General features: G+C 72.0%; 15 protein-coding genes. 7 read left to right on the top strand and 8 right to left on the bottom strand.

The genetic code is table 11. The features are described from left to right. The first annotated feature begins 330 nt into the window (after window positions 1-330). The gene (locus ACQP0N_RS27490; protein ID WP_425734426.1) at window positions 331-723 is read left to right on the top strand and encodes a hypothetical protein; all 393 of its coding nucleotides are present in this window, start codon (window positions 331-333) and stop codon (window positions 721-723) included. Beyond that, on the top strand, window positions 716-1,132 hold the full coding sequence (locus ACQP0N_RS27495; protein ID WP_355052829.1) for a hypothetical protein: 417 nt from the start codon (window positions 716-718) through the stop codon (window positions 1,130-1,132). The genes ACQP0N_RS27490 and ACQP0N_RS27495 overlap by 8 nt, the downstream gene beginning before the upstream one ends. A gap of 32 nt (window positions 1,133-1,164) precedes the next feature. On the opposite strand, the gene fabG is transcribed toward ACQP0N_RS27495, so the two are convergent. Beyond that, window positions 1,165-1,923: a 3-oxoacyl-ACP reductase FabG gene (fabG, locus tag ACQP0N_RS27500; RefSeq protein WP_433115183.1), complete on the bottom strand. Its 759-nt coding sequence runs from the start codon at window positions 1,921-1,923 to the stop codon at window positions 1,165-1,167. 43 nt (window positions 1,924-1,966) lie between these two features. After that, entirely contained in the window at window positions 1,967-3,619 is a 1,653-nt protein-coding gene (locus ACQP0N_RS27505) for an alpha-amylase family protein (protein ID WP_433115185.1), read from the bottom strand. A 71-nt stretch (window positions 3,620-3,690) separates the two neighbouring features. Between ACQP0N_RS27505 and ACQP0N_RS27510 the strand changes: the two genes are divergently transcribed. Both ACQP0N_RS27510 and ACQP0N_RS27515 read left to right on the top strand, forming a co-directional pair. Beyond that, window positions 3,691-4,305 carry a DUF1349 domain-containing protein gene (locus tag ACQP0N_RS27510; RefSeq protein ID WP_433115187.1) on the top strand — a complete coding sequence of 205 codons (615 nt, stop codon included), beginning with the start codon at window positions 3,691-3,693 and terminating at the stop codon, window positions 4,303-4,305. Window positions 4,306-4,399: 94 nt separating this feature from the next. After that, window positions 4,400-5,071 (top strand): DedA family protein, encoded by a 672-nt coding sequence (locus ACQP0N_RS27515; protein ID WP_355052825.1) that lies wholly within the window; start codon window positions 4,400-4,402, stop codon window positions 5,069-5,071. 18 nt (window positions 5,072-5,089) lie between these two features. Here ACQP0N_RS27515 and ACQP0N_RS27520 read toward each other — a convergent pair whose 3' ends face one another. Next, the gene (locus ACQP0N_RS27520; protein WP_433115189.1) at window positions 5,090-5,848 is read right to left on the bottom strand and encodes a YidC/Oxa1 family membrane protein insertase; all 759 of its coding nucleotides are present in this window, start codon (window positions 5,846-5,848) and stop codon (window positions 5,090-5,092) included. 94 nt (window positions 5,849-5,942) lie between these two features. After that, on the bottom strand, window positions 5,943-6,236 hold the full coding sequence (locus tag ACQP0N_RS27525) for a DUF6412 domain-containing protein (protein ID WP_433115191.1): 294 nt from the start codon (window positions 6,234-6,236) through the stop codon (window positions 5,943-5,945). 172 nt (window positions 6,237-6,408) lie between these two features. Here ACQP0N_RS27525 and ACQP0N_RS27530 point away from each other — a divergent pair, with 172 nt between their 5' ends. The 3 genes from ACQP0N_RS27530 to ACQP0N_RS27540 all read left to right on the top strand — a co-directional run bounded on the left by ACQP0N_RS27530 (window position 6,409) and on the right by ACQP0N_RS27540 (window position 9,987). Further along, window positions 6,409-7,542 carry a carboxylate-amine ligase gene (locus tag ACQP0N_RS27530; RefSeq protein WP_355052822.1) on the top strand — a complete coding sequence of 378 codons (1,134 nt, stop codon included), beginning with the start codon at window positions 6,409-6,411 and terminating at the stop codon, window positions 7,540-7,542. Window positions 7,543-7,566: 24 nt separating this feature from the next. Continuing rightward, entirely contained in the window at window positions 7,567-8,946 is a 1,380-nt protein-coding gene (locus ACQP0N_RS27535; protein ID WP_433115193.1) for an FAD-dependent oxidoreductase, read from the top strand. A 72-nt stretch (window positions 8,947-9,018) separates the two neighbouring features. Continuing rightward, complete coding sequence (locus ACQP0N_RS27540) at window positions 9,019-9,987, top strand: LacI family DNA-binding transcriptional regulator (RefSeq protein ID WP_433121855.1); 969 nt, start codon at window positions 9,019-9,021, stop codon at window positions 9,985-9,987. Between the two features lie 546 nt (window positions 9,988-10,533). Here the strand turns inward: ACQP0N_RS27540 and ACQP0N_RS27545 are convergent. The 4 genes from ACQP0N_RS27545 to ACQP0N_RS27560 all read right to left on the bottom strand — a co-directional run bounded on the left by ACQP0N_RS27545 (window position 10,534) and on the right by ACQP0N_RS27560 (window position 14,295). Beyond that, window positions 10,534-11,487: a carbohydrate kinase family protein gene (locus ACQP0N_RS27545; RefSeq protein ID WP_433115195.1), complete on the bottom strand. Its 954-nt coding sequence runs from the start codon at window positions 11,485-11,487 to the stop codon at window positions 10,534-10,536. Beyond that, window positions 11,484-12,749 carry an AGE family epimerase/isomerase gene (locus tag ACQP0N_RS27550; protein WP_433115197.1) on the bottom strand — a complete coding sequence of 422 codons (1,266 nt, stop codon included), beginning with the start codon at window positions 12,747-12,749 and terminating at the stop codon, window positions 11,484-11,486. Before ACQP0N_RS27550 ends, ACQP0N_RS27545 begins: the two co-directional genes overlap by 4 nt. Before the next feature lie 225 nt (window positions 12,750-12,974). Continuing rightward, complete coding sequence (locus tag ACQP0N_RS27555; protein ID WP_396804355.1) at window positions 12,975-13,400, bottom strand: nucleoside deaminase; 426 nt, start codon at window positions 13,398-13,400, stop codon at window positions 12,975-12,977. Window positions 13,401-13,413: 13 nt separating this feature from the next. Further along, window positions 13,414-14,295 carry a fructosamine kinase family protein gene (locus tag ACQP0N_RS27560; protein ID WP_433115199.1) on the bottom strand — a complete coding sequence of 294 codons (882 nt, stop codon included), beginning with the start codon at window positions 14,293-14,295 and terminating at the stop codon, window positions 13,414-13,416. Between the last annotated feature and the right edge of the window lie 64 nt (window positions 14,296-14,359).

Raw genomic sequence — 14,359 nt, forward strand, 5'->3', positions numbered from 1 at the left:
CAACCCGACGAGTCTGGAGGTTCGCCGGCCGCCGTCCGGCGTGCTCGTGATGTCCCTGGTCTGGCGTCGCCCGCGTTGCCCGCGTCTCCCTGCGCCGGGGGGCGAGGGGTAGGTGACGTCCTTTGCTCTGCTTCAACCCAGGAAACACCCGACGTCCGATAATCGGACGCCAGGTGTTTCCTTGAGTGAAGCAGAGCAAAGGACGTGAGGTGGAGGGTGCCGTGCCCGCGCGACGGCAGCCGAGGGGCGCGACGGCCGGGCAGCGCGCGGCGGGTACTACGACGGTTAGTAGGCTGTGCCGGTGACCGAGGCGACGACCGGGTGGGCCCGATGACCAGCGCGGCGGCCGGCTCGCCGGTGGACGGGCTCCTCGCGACGGTGTCGATCGTGCTGTCGCTGCTCGTCGCTGTGTGGGCGCTGGTCGCGGCGGTACGCCACCGGCCGCCGGACCGGGTGCAGTTCGCCGGTCTGGCCGTACTCGAATTGGTGTTGCTCGCGTTGGGTGTGCTGGCCCTGGTGGCGGTCGGCGGCGGCGACCGGCCGGGCGAGCCGGGCGCGTTCTTCGGCTACCTGGTCACGCTGGTCTGCCTGCCACCGCTGGCCTGGGTGCTGGCCCGGATGGAACCGACCCGGTGGGGGTCGGCGATCGTCTGCGCGGTCTGCCTGGTGACGCCGGTCGTGGTGGTGCGGTTGCAGCAGACCTGGGAGGTCCTCGGTGGTTGAGACCCGTCCGGCCCGGCAGCGCACGAACTCCGGCCCCGGCCGTCTGTTGATCGCCGTCTACCTGCTGTTCGCCATCGCGGCGACGAGCCGGGCGGGCCTACAGATCGCCACGAAGTTCGACGAGGCGCCGGTGGCGTACCTGCTCTCCGCCCTGGCCGCGCTCATCTACATCGTGGCCGCGGTGGGGCTGGCCCGGGCCGGGCACACCGGTCGACGGGTGGCGCTGGTGTGTTGTTCGGTGGAGCTGGTCGGTGTCGTCGCGGTCGGCATCCTGAGCCTGGCAGACAAGGCCCTCTTCCCCGACGAGACGGTGTGGTCGCAGTTCGGTAGCGGGTACGGCTACATCCCGCTCGTCCTGCCGGTGCTGGGCCTCTTCTGGCTCTGGCGCACCCGCCGCGACCCGGCCTGACCGACCGGGCCGCGGGACGGAAGCGGAGCGGGTCAGGCCCGCGGGCCGCCGGCCACGTAGATGACCTGGCCGGAGACGAAGCCGGCGCCCTCGCTGGCCAGGAACGAGATGGTGTGGGCGACGTCCTCCGGGCGTCCCGGCCGGCGCACCGGGATCTCGGCGGCGGCGTGCTTCTGGAGGTCCTCGAAGTCGACCTTCATGCGAGCGGCGGTGGCCGCCGTCATGTCGGTGACGATGAAGCCGGGCGCGACGGCGTTGACGGTCACCCCGAACGGCCCCAGCTCGATGGCGAGCGTCTTGGTGAAGCCCTGGAGGCCCGCCTTGGCGGCGGCGTAGTTCGCCTGCCCCCGGTTGCCCAGCGCGGAGGTGCTGGACAGGTTGACGATCCGCCCCCACTTGCGGTCCACCATGTGCTTCTGAGCGGCCTGGCTGAACAGGAACGCCCCGCGCAGGTGTACGCCCATGACCGTGTCCCAGTCGGCGTTTGTCATCTTGAACAGCAGGTTGTCGCGCAGCACGCCGGCGTTGTTGACCAGGACGGTGGGAGCGCCCAGTTCGGCGGCGACCCGCTCGACGGCGGCCCCGACCTGGTCGCGGTCGGACACGTCGGCGCCCACGCCGAGCGCACGACCACCCACGCCGGCGATGGCGTCCACCGTCTCCTTGGTGGCGGCCTCGTCGATGTCGACGACCGCCACCGCCATTCCGTCGGCGGCCAGCCGCCGGGCGGTGGCGGCACCGATACCGCGCGCGGCTCCGGTGACGATGGCGACGCGCTGCTCCTCCGACATGATTACCTCCGGGTAACTTTGGGGTGATCGGAGGAGCTTAGCCTCAGAACCCCCGACCCCGGCATAGGCGAATCCACCGGTATCCGTACCCGGAGACCTTCACCGTGCCGAGCTTGCCCAGCTCGCCGTAGCCACGGTCGGTGAGCACGTCGATCGGCAGGTCGGCCTCCGCTTCGAGGCTGCTCAGATCCACCTCGACGTCGTCGGTACCCAGGTTGTGCAGGAAGACCATCGTGCCGGTCGGTCCGTCCGCGCGGTGCGCCAGCACCCCGGGCGGCATCGCCACGTCGATGTGCGTGGTGGAGCCGGAGCCGATCTCGGGGGCTTCCCGAAGGGTACGGATCATGCGCTCGAACCAGGCGAGCAGCGACTTCGGGTCGCCACGCTGAGCGGTGACGTTGACGTTCTGGTAACCGAACTCACCCTTGTCGATCACCGGGCGGACCAGCTTCTCCGCATCCGCCGTGGAGAAGCCGGCATTCGGCTTGTACGACCACTGCATCGGCGTACGGATCGCCTCCCGTCCGGGTAGCGACAGGTCCTCGCCCATCCCGATCTCCTCGCCGTAGCGCAGCACCGGAGTGCCGCGCAGGGAGAACTGCAGGGCGTACGCCAGCTCGATGCGCCGCCGGTCGTTGCCGAGCATCGGGGCGAGCCGACGGCGGATGCCCCGGTCGTAGATGCGCATGTTCTCGTCCGGGCCGAACTCGGCGTACACCTGGTTGCGCTGTTCGGTCGTCAACCGGGACAGATCGATCTCGTCGTGGTTGCGCAGGAAGGTGGCCCACTGCCCACCGACCGGGAGCTTCGGCGTGTCACGCAACGCCTCGATCAGCGACTCCGGGTCCTGCCGCGCGAGGGCGAGCATGAGCCGGCCGTTGAGCATGAAGTCGAAGAGCATGTGGATGCGGTTTCCGGAGCCGCTGGCGTCGCCGAAGAACGTCGGGAGCTGGTCCGGTTCGACGTTCGCCTCGGCGAGCAGGACGCCGTCCCCGCGCCGCCACTGCACGTGCTGGCGCATCTCGGTGAGGAACTCGAAGTCCTTCGGGGAGTCCGGGTTGCCCGGCTCGGTCAGCTCGATGATGAACGGCACCGCGTCCATCCGGAAGCCGGAGACCCCGAGCTGGAGCCAGAACGACATGATCTTCTTGACCTCGGCCCGGACCTCCGGGTTGGCGAAGTTCAGGTCCGGCTGGAACCGGTAGAAGCGGTGGTAGAACCACGCCTTCGCGGTGCGGTCGTAGCTCCACGTCTCCTTCTGCTCCCCGGGGAAGACCATGCCCTGGTGGCGGTCGTCCGGCTCGGTGTCGGACCAGACGAACCAGTCCCGGTACGGCGAGTCGGGCGAGGAACGGGCGGACTGGAACCAGGGGTGCTCGTCCGAGGTGTGGTTGACCACCAGGTCGATGATCACGCGGATGCCCCGGTTCTGCGCCTGGTGCAGCAACTCGGCGAAGTCACCGAGGGTGCCGAAGCGGGGGTCCACGTTGTAGAAGTCGGTGACGTCGTACCCGTCGTCGCGGTTCGGCGACGGGTGGATCGGGTGCAGCCACAGGCATGTCACGCCCAGCCGGGCCAGGTAGTCCAACCGGCCGATCAGACCACGGATGTCGCCCACACCGTCGCCGTCGGAGTCGGCGTACGTGTCGATGTCGAGGCAGTAGACGACGGCTTCGGAGTACCAACGGTCACCCATGCCGCGAAAATCTCTCCAGTTGATCTCCACGGCAAACCTGACGGACGGCGGCGGTCGGTACCCTGCCCGGCATGGAGACCGACCTCGTACCGCCGAGCGATGAGTTGGACTGGTCCGGGGGCCGGTGGTTGCACCCGCCGGTGCGCGCCGAACACGGTCCGGCCGGTGAGCTGCTCGTCGAAGCCGGGGCGGAGACCGACTTCTGGCGGCGGACCAGCTACGGCTTCGTCCACGACAACGGACCGGCGCTGCTCGCGCCGCTACCCGTCGGCGCGGCCATGGAGGTGAGCTTCCGGCTCGACTTCTCCGCGCAGTTCGACCAGGCCGGCGTGCTGGTCCGGGTGGACGAGCGAACGTGGGTCAAGGCGGGTGTCGAGGTGAGCGACGGCGAGTCGCAGCTCGGTGCCGTGGTGACCCGGGAGTTCTCCGACTGGTCGGTGGCCCCGGTGCCGGGGTGGGCGGGTCAGGAGGTGACCGTGCGGGTCAGTCGGGCCGGTGACGCGCTGACCGTACGGGCGCGGGTGGCCGACGCGCCGTGGCGGCTGGTCCGACTCGCCCCGCTGGACCCGGAGGCCGAGGCGATGGCCGGTCCGTTCTGCTGCGCGCCGACGCGCGGCGGCCTCACGGTGGCTTTCACCGCCTGGCGACAGGGCCCGGCCGACACCGCGCTGCACCCGGAGGGCTGAACCCGTCCGTGGCGCCGATCACCCGCAGGTGTGCCCCGCCGATCATTGGGTAAGACAACCCGATCCCCCCGCAGGACCGTCGGAAGGATGACCAATGGCGTACGCCCAGACTGGTGACCCCTCCGAGTTCACCGGCCTGACCGGATGGGTGGCGTCCGTCATCGAGGCGATGGGTCCGGTCGGCGTGGCCCTGCTGGTCGCGTTGGAGAGCATCGTCCCGCCGATCCCCAGCGAGATCGTGCTGGCGATGGCGGGTTTCCTGGCCCACGAGGGTCAGTTCAACGTCGTCCTCGTCATTGTCGCCGCGACGGTCGGCTCGCTGGTCGGCGCGCTGGTGCTCTACTGGCTCGGCGCGGCGCTCGGCGAGGAACGGCTCAAGCGCTGGCTCGACCGCATCCCCCTGGTGGACCGCGACGACCTGGAGAGGGCCGACCGCTGGTTCGAGCGGCACGGTCGTTGGGCGGTGCTGATCGGTCGGGTGGTGCCGGTGGTCCGCAGCCTGGTCTCCGTCCCGGCCGGGGCGAACCGGATGCCGCTGGGCCAGTTCGTCCTGCTCACCACGATCGGCAGCGGCGTGTGGAACGCCCTCATCGTCGGTTCCGGTTACGCGCTGGGCAGCCGGTGGCAGAACGTCGAGCGGTACAGCGACTGGTTCAACTACGCCATCGGCGCGGTCTTCGTCGTCATGGTGGTCAGCTGGGTGGCTCGCAAGATCCGCCGTCGCCGCCAACGCGACGACCGGCGGTCGGTGACCGCCGGTCGCTGATCCGCGTCCTCGCCGCGATCAGGGCACCTGATGCCCTACGGCGGGTGCCGGCGCTGCCTGCGGCCGGCGCAGCACCACCTGCTCCAGCGCCGACCATGCCGTCGTCGTCACCAGGTAGATCACCGCGGCGAGCGGCAGCACCAGCGCCACCACCACGGTCGTGAACGGCAGCAGGGGCAGCAGCCGACCGAGGGTGGCCGCCCCCGGCCCCTCGGTGGGCGTACCGGCCACCGTGCCGACCGCGGCCGACGCACGCCGAGCCCGGCGTGACGACCAGCAGGCCAGCGCCAGCAGCAGGACCAGCAGGCCGGCGAAGAGCGGTCCGGCCGCGCCGGCCAACCCGTCGCTGAGGTGGTGACCCAGCGGTACGCCGGCGAGCCGCTCGTCGAGCAGTCCCGTGCCACCCTCGTCGGTGGCGAACAGCCGGTACAGGACCAGCAGGAACGGCGCCTGGCTCAGCAGCGGCAGGCAGCCGGCGACCGGATTCGCGCCGGCCGAGCGGTACAGCGCGAACACCTCGCGCTGGAGGGTCGCCGGGTCGTCGGCGTACCGCTGCTGTAGCTCGCGGACCTGCGGGGCGAGCGCCGCGCGGCGTCGCTCCCCGCGGACCTGCGCGACGGTCAGCGGGGTGATCAGCAGCCGGACGGCGACGGTGAGCAGCACGATGGCGGCGACGGTCGCCGTTCCGTCGGCCAGCGGTTCGAGCAGATCGGCGAGCCAGGACAACGCGCTGCCGGCGACGCCGACGACGGTGGAAAGTGGTGCGAAGGCGAGCATGGGAAACCCCTCGGTCCGATTCCGGTGGGTCCTGGAGCCGTCCTGGACGGCACGTAGGACCGATGACGGTGGGATCGGCCGCGCGGCGAGGTCGCTACGCGGCGCGGGGGCGTCCGGGTGCGCGGGGGCGGGGTCGTCCGGCGGCGTCCGGATCGATCTGGCGGGGTGTCCGGCGGCTGCGGGCCCGGGCCCGCAGCCCGGCCCAGCGTCGCGCGACACCGGGTGCGCGGGACGGGCCGAGCGGGCGCGCGGCGAGCAGCGCGGCGACGAGGACCAGGGCGGTCAGCGCGGCCCCGGCGAGCAGGTCGGCCGGACGATCAGCGAGCACGCCGAGCTGGGCGAACGCGGACATCCACGTGGCCCAGAGGAATCCCAGCAGTACCGGCACGGGCTCAGCATATGACCCGTTGTCACGTCCCCCGGCCGGATCGCCGACGGTCCGGCCGACACGCCGGAGACGCCGTGCCGTCACCACGTTTCCGGGCGTTACCACCGTGGGTAACCACACGTCCGACCGGCGCGGATGGACCGCGGGCGGCAGAAACGGACGGTGGTGCGCGATGACGGGGCAGGTGGCGGAGGCGCACGGGACGACTGCGGGGACCGATGTGCTCACCGTTGGCGTCGAGGAGGAGTTCCTGCTCGTCGACCCACACACCGGCGCCGCGGTGCCCGCCGTCGACCTCGTGCTGGAGCAGGTCCCGGCGGAGCTACGCGGTCAGGTCGAGCGCGAGTTCCAGACCAGCCAGATCGAGATCGGCTCGCCGCCCGGGCTGGAGCTGTCCTCGATCCGGCACTCCCTCGGCGTACTCCGTAAGGCCCTTGCCGACGCGGCCGAGCGGGCCGGCGTACGGCTGCTGGCCATCGGCACCGGCCCGGTGGACGGCCCGGTGCCGCCGGTCGTCGACAAGCCCCGCTTCGACCGGATGATCGAACGGTTCCGGCTGCTCGTACCCGGTCCCGGCAACAACGGCATGCACGTGCACGTGGGCGTCCCCGATCCGGAGACCGGCGTGCAGGTGCTCAACCACGTCCGGCCGTGGCTGCCGACGCTGCACGCGGTCACCACCAACTCGCCGTTCTCCCGTGGCGAGGACACCGGCTACGCGAGCTGGCGGTCGGTGGAGTGGGAGCGCTGGCCGTCGGTCGCGCCGACGCCCTTCCTGGAGTCGCACGAGCACTACCAGCGGCTGATCCGCCAGTTGATCTCCAGCGGGGTGATGCTGGACGAGGGGATGCTCTACTGGTACGCCCGGCTGTCGGCGAAGTACCCGACCGTCGAGCTGCGCATCGGCGACGTCTGCCCGACCGTGGACGACGCGGTGCTGGTCGCCGCGCTGGTCCGCGCGCTCGTGGCCACCGCCATGGACGACGTCGAGGCCGGCCGCCCCGCGCTGCGGACCGACCACCACCTGCTGGTCGGCGCGCACTGGCGGGCCGCCCACGACGGCCTGGAGGGCGAGGGCGTCGACGTCACCACCGGCGAGTTGCGTCCCGCGTGGGAGTTGCTGGACGAGTTCGTGGAACGGCTGCGACCGGCGCTGGAGCGGCACGGTGACTGGGCCGAGGTGTCCGACCTGCTGGGCGGGCTGCGCCGCCACGGCACCGGCGCGGCCCGGCAGCGCGCCGTGTACGCCCGTACCGGACGGCTCGTCGACGTCGTGCAGGACGTGGCGCGACAGACCCGCGGTTGAGCGCCCACGTGACAGGATGATCCTGTGGCGCAACGACTGATCGTCATCGGCGGGGACGCCGCCGGCATGTCGGCGGCGTCCCAGGCACGCCGCCGCCGCGACCGGGACGACCTGGAGATCGTGGTCTTCGAGCGGGGCCACTTCACCTCCTACTCGGCCTGCGGCATCCCGTACTGGATCTCGGGGCTGGTGCCCGGCCCGGAGCATCTGATCGCCCGCGCGCCGGAGACGTTCCGCACGAAGTTCGACATCGACGTGCGGTTGCGCCACGAGGTGACGGCCATCGACCTCGAACGGCGCGAGGTGGTCGTCCGGGACCTGGACCACGGCGACGAGGTCTCCGAACGCTTCGACGAGCTGATGTACGCGACCGGCGCGACACCGACCAAGCCACCGTGGGCGCAGGCGGACGTGGCCGGTGTGTTCGGCATGCAGACCCTCGACGACGGCGCGGCGCTGCGCGACTGGCTGGACGCCGAACCGCAGCCCCGCCGGGCGGTGGTGGTCGGCGGCGGCTACATCGGCGTGGAGATGGCCGAGGCGATGATCCAGCGGGGCCTGTCCGTCACGCTCGTCGAGCAGGCCGCGCAACCCATGTCGACGGTCGACGAGGACATGGCCGAACTCGTCGCCGACGCCATGCGCGGCCTCGGCATCACCATCCGCAGCGGCATGGCGGTGACCGGCCTCGAGCAGCGGGACGGCCGGGTGTCCGCCGTGGTCACCGCCGAGGGGCCGATCCCGACCGACGTCGTGGTCCTGGGTCTGGGCGTACGCCCCAACGTCGCGCTCGCGGAGGCCGCCGGGCTGCCGCTCGGGCCGACCGGCGCGATCCGGGTGGACCGGCGGATGCGGGTCCCCGGCTTCCCGGGCGTCTGGGCGGGCGGCGACTGCGTGGAGACCCTGCACCGGGTCAGCGGGATGCCGGTGTACATCCCGTTGGGCACCCACGCCAACAAGCAGGGCCGGGTGGCCGGCATCAACATCGGCGGCGGGTACGCCACCTTCACCGGCGTGATCGGCACGGCCGTGACCAAGGTCTGCGAACTGGAGGTCGGTCGCACGGGCCTGCGGGAGCGGGACGCCTCGGCGGCCGGCTTCGACTTCGTCTCGGTGATCGCCGAATCGACCAGCCGCGCCGGCTACTACCCGGGCGCCCGGCCGATGACCGTCAAGCTGATCGCGGAACGACCCAGCGGCCGTCTGCTCGGCGCGCAGATCGTCGGGTGGTCCGAGGCCGCCAAGCGGATCGACACTCTGGCCGTCGCGTTGTGGAACGGCATGACCGTGGACGACATGACCGCACTGGACCTGGGCTACGCTCCGCCGTACGCACCGGTCTGGGATCCGGTGCTGATCGCCGCCCGCAAGGCGGTCGACGCGCTCGCCGCTCTCGATCGCTGACCCGCGCCCGCCGTGGAGGTCCACCCCGTGACCCAGACCCCGACCAGGTCCGCCGCGCGCCGACGACCGACCATGGTCGACGTCGCCCGGCACGCCGGAGTAAGCCTGAAGACGGTCTCCCGGGTGGTCAACGACGAGCCGGTGGGTCAGGAGCTGCTCGGCCGGGTGCTGGCCGCCATCACCGAGTTGGGCTTCCGGCGCAACGACATCGCGCGCAACCTGCGCTCGCGGCAGCTCAACGCCACCGTCGGGCTGTTGATCGAGGAGATCGCCAACCCGTTCTACGCCACGATCGCGAGCGTGGCCGCCGAGATCGCCGCCGCGCACGGCACGATGCTGATCACCGCCTCCTCCGAGGAGGATCCGGAGCGCGAACGCGCCGTCCTGCAGGACTTCACCCAGCGCCGCGTCGACGGGCTGCTGGTCGTACCGGCCGGCCCGGACCACTCGTTCCTGCGCCGCGAGGTCGAGCTGGGCATGCCGGTGGTCTTCCTGGACCGGCCACCGCAGGGGCTGCTCGCCGACACCGTGCTGCTGGACAACTCCGGTGGCGGCCGGGCCGGGGTCGAGGCCCTGCTCGACGAGGGGCACCGGAGGGTGGCACTCCTGCTCGGCGCGCCCAGCGTGCCCACCATGCGCGAGCGGCTGGTCGGCGCGCGTACGGCCCTGACGGCAGCCGGCATCGAGTCGGACGAGTCACTGGTCCGCGACCGCCTGATCGCCCCCGAGGACGCCGGGCGGGCGGTCGGCGCGCTGCTCGACTCCGCGAACCCGCCCACCGCCTTCTTCTGCGGCAACAACCGGCTGACGGTCGGCGCGTTGCAGGAGTTGCACCGCCGCGGCAGCGACGCGGCGCTGGTCGGCTTCGACGACTTCGAACTGGCCCACCTGATGCCCCGACCGCTGACCGTCGTCGCCTACGACACGCGCGAACTGGCCCGGGTGGCCACCGAGCGCCTCTTCGAGCGGATCGCCGGAGACGACTCCCCACCGTCGACGACGGTCCTCCCCACCCGCCTCCTACCCCGAGGCCTCCTCTAGCTCTCGGGGCGCCGCCCGCCGGCCTGCCGGCCTGCCCGCCTGCCCGCCGATCTTGCACTTTCTGTTGCCGTTTTGCGCGGGTCCGAACGTTTCGTCGGGACAGGAGGTGCAAGATCGCGGAGGTCTCGGGGTGGCGGCCACGGCGATCATGGACTGTCGGGTTGCGGGCCGGCACGGTTGGTGAGGCACGCGAAGGTTCAACACGAAACGGGCCCACCCGAATCAGTGCCCGCCGCAGCTCCGCACACGGCGCACCGACAACGACAGTCCCGCCCACCCGCCTCCAACACCGAGGCCGCGCCCGCGCCCGCGCCCGCGCCCGCGCCCGCCGATCTTGCACTTTCTGTCGCCGCCTTGCGCGGATCCGACCGTTTCGCCGGGACAGAAAGTGCAAGATCGCGGAGGTTCAGGGGTGGTGTCACGGCGATCATGGACTTGCGGTGCCTCGCTTATGCCGCAAAGCACCACGGAACGCCCACCACAAGTCCATGATCGACCCGGGCGGGGGCGGGGTGGCGGGGCGGAGTGGGGGCGGGGTGGGGTGGGTCAGGTTGTTGTGGTTAGGCGGGCTTTTACTTCGGCTTGGGTTGGGGGGTTGGCGCCTCGGCGGGCGCAGGTCAGGGCGGCCACCGTGGCCGCCTGGCGCAGCACCGTCGTCCACTGCTGCTCGGTCACGGCGGCGAGCCGTACGGTCGGCCGGTCGCCGAGCGCGTCGATGTCGGCCAGCGCGGCGAGCAGGCCACCGGTGAACGAGTCGCCCGCGCCGACGGTGTCCACCACCGTGGTGCGTACGGCCGGCTGCTCGTGCAGCACCCCGTTCGGGGCGAGCAGCCATACGCCCTCACCACCGCGGGTCACCACCGCGCAGGACACTCCGGCCTCGCGCCACTCGGCCATCACGTCGGCGATCGACCGGTCCGGGTAGAGCCAGGCCAGGTCCTCGTCGCTGGCCTTGACCAGGTGCGCGAGGGGCACCTGCCGGCGTACCCGCTCCTGCTCGGCGGCCCGGTCCGTGACGATGCTCGGGCGCAGGTTGAGGTCGATCGAGAGGGTGAGCCCGCCGCGGTCGCGTTCGTGGGCGAGCAGCCCTTCCAGCGCCTGCGCGCCGGGGGCGAGCGCGAGGGCGAGCGACCCGGTGTGCAGGGCCGTCGCCGAGGAGTCGGCGAGGTCGGGTAGTTCCTGCGGCGTCCACTGCCAGTCCGCCGCGCCGTCGAGCCGGAACTCGTAGCTGGCCTGGCCGGTGGCGTCCAGGGTGGCGACCGCCACCGAGGTGGGCTCGGACGCGCGGACGGCCCAGCGCAGGTCCACGTGGTTGGCCGCCAAGTAGTCGGCGATCTGCCGGCCGTATTCGTCGGGGCCGAGGCGGGCCAGCAGCCGTACCGGCTGGTCGAGCCGGGCCAGGGTGACCGCCACGTTCGCCGGCGAACCGCCCGGAACCGCCCGCTGCCCGTCGGCGGTGACCACCAGGTCGATGAGGGCCTCCCCCGCCACGACGATCATGCGGTCACCGTGCCCGGGGCGAGCGGGCCGGGGCCACCGAGGCCGTCGGCCGAGCGGGACAGCAGCACCGCCTGGTACGCGTGGTACACGTCGGGTCGACCGTGCCAGACCGTGTCGGCGGGCAGGTTCCGCGCGTCCAGCTCGTGCCGCCAGCCGGTGCCGTCGATGAGGTAGCGGCGCGCGTACGCCCAGAAGACCCGGTACCAGTCGGCGTACACGGCGTCTCCGGTGCGGCGGTGCAGGGTGACCGCCGCACCGATGGCCTCGGCCAGCACCCAGTGCATCCGGGAGCGGACCACGGGCCGGTCGTCCCAGTCGATCGTGTAGACGAAGCCGTCCGCGCCGTCGACCGCCCAGCCGCGCCGCAGGGCGGCGGCGAACAGGGTACGGGCGTCGGCGAGCAGCCAGCCCGGCGGTTGCGGCAGGACGGCTTCCAGTTCGAGGAGCAGCCGTGCCCACTCCAGCCAGTGGCCCATCGTCGAGCCGTACGGCCGGAACGGGTCGGCGGGCTGGTCCCGGTTGTAGTCGAGCAGCGGCGTCCAGTCGGCCGTGAAGTGCTCGGGCAGCCGCCAGTCGTGCCGGGCGGCCTCCGTGTGCACCAGGTGGGTGGCGATCCGCAGCGCCCGGTCGGTCCAGCTCGTGTCCCCGGTGGCGGCGGCAGCGGCGAGGAACGCCTCGACCATGTGCATGCTGCTGTTCGCGCCCCGGTAGTCCTCGGTGACCGTCCAGTCCCGGTTCCACGACTCGCGGACCGCGCCCGCCTCGTCGTCCCAGAACCGGTCCAGGATCACGCTGAGCGCGTCGGCGAGCAGCCGGTCCGCGCCGGGTCGTCCGGCCCGGGCGGCGCTCGACGCGGCGAGCAGCACGAAGGCGTGGTCGTACCCGGCCTTGCGCTCGTCGATCGGTGTGCCCTGCTGGTCGACCGCGTTGAACCAGCCGCCGTACCGGTCGTCGCGCAGCAGCGTGTCGAGCGCGGCGACGCCGTGGTCGACGATGGCGGCGGCATCCGGGTCGCCGTTGCGGTGGGCGAGCGCGGCCACGTGGGTCATCCGGCAGGTGATCCAGGTGTAGACGGCTTCACCCCGGTCCGGGGTGCGGTCGTCGGTCAGCCACCAGAAGCCACCCTCGGGTCGGACCGAGCGGCGGGCCGTGTCGAGCAGCGTGCGGGTCTGGTCGGCGAGGAACCCGTCCAGGTCGGGCAGGTCGGGCACCCCTGCCGGGGCAGGGGTCGGTTCGGCGTCGAAGCGGGGCGCGTCGGTCATCTCAGCTGGTCACCGTCGAGGTGCGAAGGGGCATACGGCAAGGATCGGCGGACGGACCGGGTCCGCGCCGGCAAACCCGCTAACGGTACGCCCGGAGCTGGTCGACCGAAGGGGGTACGGCGCAACGAGGATCATGAGGAACATCATCCCGTTTGCCCGTTGACATCGTTGTCACCCCTCAACCCTGCTCCGACGGCCGGCTCACTGTCAATTCGCGTCCCGTGCCTAGTAGTGATCGTCGATCGGCCGACGCGCCTCCTCGAACAGCGCCGGCCCCTCGTAGCGCACCGGAGGCAGCGGCGGGGTGGCCGGCTTGACCTCCTCGAACTGCTCGCTGGAGAGCGCGTACACGACCCGGCCGAGGCCGGAGCGGTCGATCGCCGTCGCGCACATCGGGCAGGGCTGGCAACTCGTGAACATGGTGGTGCCGGCGGCCACCTCGGCGGACAGCTCCCGGGCGGCCCAGCGGGCCAACTTCAACTCCGGGTGGGCGGTGATGTCCGAATCCGAGACCACGGTGTTGTGGTCCTCGACGAGGACGACACCGTCCGCGTCGACCAGCAACGAGCCGAACGGCCGTTCGCCGGACGCCCCGGCCTGGCTGGCGATCTCCACGGCGCGGCGGAGGAACTTCTCGTCGTCGGGTGTCACACGGCCTCCCGGGTCACGTCCTGCTGCGGAACGGGGCGAGTGTGGCGCGAATCTGGTCGCCCGCGCCCCAATCGTCGTCGAACTGGGCCAGCACCGCGAGGTGCTGTCGCAATTGGACGATCGGCATCCGGGCCCGCCAATCATCATCGAGCGACGTCAGCTCGGCGTAGACGTCGAAGAACCGCCGCGCCTCGGGCGGGGGCGACGTCGTCCAGACGTGGGCGAGGTCGACCTCGGCCCACAGGTAGGACACCGCCGGGTCGATCAGCGCCGGCTCCCCGTCCGGCGTGGACAGGATGTTCTGCGCCCACAGGTCGCCGTGCGTGAGGCACGCGGGCCGGGCCGGCAGCAACTCGGGCAGCCGCGAACAGAGCCGTTCCAGCGCCACCCGGTCCTGCCGGTCGAGCGCGGCGTCGACACGGGGCTCGCCGAGCCACCGGAGCAGCCGGTGCTGCGCGAAGAACGCGAACCCGTCGTCGTTCCAGGTGTTGACCTGTCGGCGACGCCCCAGCCAGTTGTCCCGGTGCCAACCGAAGCGCGGATGCGTCGTGCTCAGGTGCAGGTGGGCCAGCAGATGCGCGAACCGCTCCCAGAACGCCTCGCTGCTCGGCCTCGGCCGCAGCAGCGACAGCACCAGCACGTCCCGGTCCGCGAGGAGCACCTCGGGCGTCGGCACGCCGCCCAGGTCGCGCAGCGCGGCCAACCCGTCGGCCTCGGCGGGGAAGACGTCGTCGGCCGGCGGCTCGGCGAACGCCTTGACGAACACCGGCGGCGCGTCCCGGCGGGTGGCGATGCCCGCGAGCGCCGCGAGCCCGCCCGCCGCCGGCTCGACGGCGACGACATCGCGCATCCCGGCGCGCAGCAGGCTCTCCCGTAAGAACGGCCCCGGTCGCATCACGACAGGCTCCCGGATGTCCGATCCGGTGTCCACCCGGTATGCCACCCGCCCAGGGCGCGGG

Source organism: Micromonospora sp. CA-246542, from assembly GCF_050942905.1.
Lineage (GTDB): Bacteria > Actinomycetota > Actinomycetes > Mycobacteriales > Micromonosporaceae > Micromonospora.

Bases quoted from the DNA above. Each gene is read 5' to 3' on its own strand.
- ACQP0N_RS27540 (WP_433121855.1), top strand. From the start codon at position 9,019: ATGGTCGACGTCGCCCGGCACGCCGGAGTAAGCCTGAAGACGGTCTCC.
- ACQP0N_RS27505 (WP_433115185.1), bottom strand. From the start codon at position 3,619: ATGGGTGACCGTTGGTACTCCGAAGCCGTCGTCTACTGCCTCGACATC.
- ACQP0N_RS27530 (WP_355052822.1), top strand. From the start codon at position 6,409: ATGACGGGGCAGGTGGCGGAGGCGCACGGGACGACTGCGGGGACCGAT.
- ACQP0N_RS27520 (WP_433115189.1), bottom strand. From the start codon at position 5,848: ATGCTCGCCTTCGCACCACTTTCCACCGTCGTCGGCGTCGCCGGCAGC.
- ACQP0N_RS27560 (WP_433115199.1), bottom strand. From the start codon at position 14,295: ATGCGACCGGGGCCGTTCTTACGGGAGAGCCTGCTGCGCGCCGGGATG.
- ACQP0N_RS27490 (WP_425734426.1), top strand. From the start codon at position 331: ATGACCAGCGCGGCGGCCGGCTCGCCGGTGGACGGGCTCCTCGCGACG.
- ACQP0N_RS27550 (WP_433115197.1), bottom strand. From the start codon at position 12,749: ATGACCGACGCGCCCCGCTTCGACGCCGAACCGACCCCTGCCCCGGCA.
- ACQP0N_RS27510 (WP_433115187.1), top strand. From the start codon at position 3,691: ATGGAGACCGACCTCGTACCGCCGAGCGATGAGTTGGACTGGTCCGGG.
- ACQP0N_RS27515 (WP_355052825.1), top strand. From the start codon at position 4,400: ATGGCGTACGCCCAGACTGGTGACCCCTCCGAGTTCACCGGCCTGACC.
- fabG (WP_433115183.1), bottom strand. From the start codon at position 1,923: ATGTCGGAGGAGCAGCGCGTCGCCATCGTCACCGGAGCCGCGCGCGGT.
- ACQP0N_RS27545 (WP_433115195.1), bottom strand. From the start codon at position 11,487: ATGATCGTCGTGGCGGGGGAGGCCCTCATCGACCTGGTGGTCACCGCC.